The 2,876-nt window shown below is 73.3% G+C and carries 1 protein-coding gene and 1 pseudogene; both read right to left on the bottom strand.

The window, feature by feature from the left end; all coding sequences use genetic code 11:
• Positions 1-184 precede the first annotated feature (184 nt).
• Positions 185-2,017: an LpqB family beta-propeller domain-containing protein gene (locus H5J33_RS37895; protein ID WP_309485517.1), complete on the bottom strand. Its 1,833-nt coding sequence runs from the start codon at positions 2,015-2,017 to the stop codon at positions 185-187.
• Between the two features lie 195 nt (positions 2,018-2,212).
• Positions 2,213-2,548: pseudogene (locus H5J33_RS37890) on the bottom strand (ATP-binding cassette domain-containing protein); the annotation flags it as partial.
• Between the last annotated feature and the right edge of the window lie 328 nt (positions 2,549-2,876).

Here is a 2,876-nt window from a genome sequence, read left to right as displayed (position 1 = left end):
GTACGAGGTGCCCCGCAACCCGCGCAGTCGGCCGGCAGCACCAGGTCGGTGAGGTCCTGCCACCACCTCCGCATGACCACCACTGTGCCCGGGCCGCCGCCGGGGTGCCACCCCTGTGGAAAACCGCCTGTGGATAACCGCGGGACACGCGGAGAAACCCGGGAAGCCGCAGGTCCGCGCGTTGTCAGCCCGGATAGACCGGCGCCGAACCGTCCTTGTCGACCTTCTGCCACTGCGCACCGGACGGCAGCCGGACGATCCCGTCCTCCGAGTAGGCCACCAGCGGCACCCGCTCGTCCTCTGATGCGGCGATCGCCTTGACGCTGGTGAGCGCGCCCGGGGCGGGTCCGTCCAGCGTGGAACCGTCGGCCTGGACGTACCGCATCTGCTGCACGCCCCCCTGTTCCTGGCCGACGACGAGCAGTCTGCTGTCCCCGGCCCAGGAAATGGCGCTGACCTGCTCCAGGTCCGGTGTCGCCGAGCGCAGCCCGTCCACCGAGATGCCCTGCCCGGTGCCGTCGTCGCGCTGGATCCGGCCGATGAACAGGGACTGCTTGCCGCCCTTGGCCACGACCAGCGCGATCCGGGCCCCGTCGGCGGCCACCCGCGCGTCCGTGATCCGGCCCTGAAGACCGGGCACGGTGACGGGCACCGCCTGCTTCTTCCCCTCCTCGAGGACGTACAGGCGGGACCGGTGGGGGTCTCCGTCGGCCACCCACAGGTCGCCGTGGGCGTCCCAGCTCGGCGTGGTCAGCCGTTCGTCGGGAGTGGGCCCGTCGCTGGTCACCAGCGGCTCACCGAACGAACCGCCCGACGCCAGCGAGGCCACGTACAGCGAACCGCCACCGTCGGCGACCCCGGCCGCGGTGTGCTCGTCCCGCGACACGGCCACCGACTGCAGCTCCTTGCCGCCCTCGCCGAGCGGGCCCGGCACCGGGACGGAGCCCGTTCCGGTGCTTCCGGTCGGCATCCGCACCACCCGGTGCCTGCCGTCGATGAAGTACACGTACTCCGGGCGCTTGGACGACCCGTGCCAGGCGGTGGCCTCGGCGCGCTCCTCGGTCAGTTCGCACAGCCGGTCGTCGCCGGCCCCGCGCAGCTCGACGGACTCCAGCGTCGGCGCCAGGTTCCGCAGGGTGAACAGCAGCTGCGTCGCCATCTCGGTGCACTTGCGCGGCGCGACCCGGGACGCCGCGAGGTTCAGCGGCACGGTCAGCTTGTTCTGGTCGTCCGGCGCCAGTCCGGACACGCCCTTGCGCAGCGCCGTACCGGTCGGGAAGCTCGACCTGACCACCGGCCCGAGCCAGGTGGTGGGCCCCTTCAACAGCGACCGGACCAGCTGTGTCATCGGGTCCACCTTGCCGCGCACGAACACCGGATCGGCGACCGCCACCGGCTGCCCGCCCGCCCCGACCGCCGTGTCGGACGCGAAGTAGTACTTGTCGACGGACGCGTAGTTGCGCTGGAAGTCCGACTTGCCCATGACGACGCCGTCCGGCAGCCCGTCGATGCGCCACTGCCCGCTCTTGGGGCTCTTCGTCAGGTGCAGCTTCTTGCGGTAGGGGCCGCCGGCGGGCTGGTAGGCCTGCTGCGCGTCGACCGTGGCGACCCGGGTGCCGGTCAGCACACAGGTGACGCTGTTGGTCTCCTCCCGTCCGCCCGGGCTGCAGTCGGTCTCGATGCTCGGCCCGTTCGCCAGCACGGTGGTCGACAGCTCCGGCCGCCACCGGCTCGCCGCATCGGCCGACAGGTACTTGCGCGCCGTGTCGTACTCCGGGTCGTCGCTGGTCAGCGCCTCCAGGAAGCCCTGCATGATCTCCCCCGGCCCGGCGCCGTCGGCCGGCGGCATGGCGAACACCCGTACCGCGGTGTCCTGCCGCGGCGTGGACTCCACATCCCGCAGGTCCCCGCTGTCGGGCATCGAGGCGCACCCCGCCAGCAGTACGACGCCCAAGGCGGCGCACGCCACCGCACGCCCCGGCCGCCGCCGTGCGCCCCCCACGCGGTCAGCGACCACGGAATGCCTCCCCTGACTGCGTCGAGTCCTGCGGCGCAGGGTGGCGATCCGGTGGCTCACCAGGAGCAGGGTGGTCCCGGGCAGCGCGGTGACGACACGGTCGAAGAACGCGGCCTCCGCGTGGACGTCCAGGTGGGCCGTGGGCTCGTCGAGCGCGATCAGGTCGCATCCGCCGCGTGCCGAGGCGATGGCCCTGGCCAGGGCGAGTTGCTGCCACTGGCCGCCGGACAGGTCCGCGCGGCCCGCAAGCAACGGGGTGTCGGGGGTGTGCCCCAGTGTCGCACCGGCGTCGGCCAGCGCGGTCTCGGCGAGCTCGGGGTGAGCGGGGCTGACGTTCTCGGCGACGGTGAGCGGGTAGCGGGCGAAGTCCTGGAAGACCAGGCCGATCCGCTCTCGCCAGGAACGGGGGTCGAGGGAGGCGATGTCCACCCCGTCGGCGGTGATCCGTCCCGCGGTGGGCCGGCGCAGGCCGGCCAGCAGGGTCAGCAGCGTGGTCTTGCCCGCGCCGTTGACGCCGACCAGGCCGATCACCTCACCGGGACGGATTTCGAGGTCCAGTCCGGTGAGGACGGGCGCGTGGCCACGGTGGGCGAAGCCGACACCTTCGAACCGGATCAGCGGTGCCACGGGGGCCGCCCGGCCCGAGGGGGGCCGGCCCACCGCGGCGCGCAGGCGGTCTGCCGCGGCCCGTACGTCGCGTCCGTGGTCGATGTCGAAGGCCTCCGGCCCGGGGTAGGCGATGCGGAACACACCGGTTCCCGCGACCACCGACGTGGCCAGCACTCCGGCCTGGGGCGCGGCCAGGCCCGGTACCGCGTAGGCGGCGAACGCGGCGCCGGAGGCGACCGCCAGCAGCCAT

The sequence above is a fragment of the Streptomyces sp. WELS2 genome (assembly GCF_013870595.1).
GTDB lineage: Bacteria > Actinomycetota > Actinomycetes > Streptomycetales > Streptomycetaceae > Streptomyces.
The sequence above is the reverse complement of the archived record's forward strand: the minus strand, read 5'-3'. Positions and strand labels throughout refer to the sequence as shown.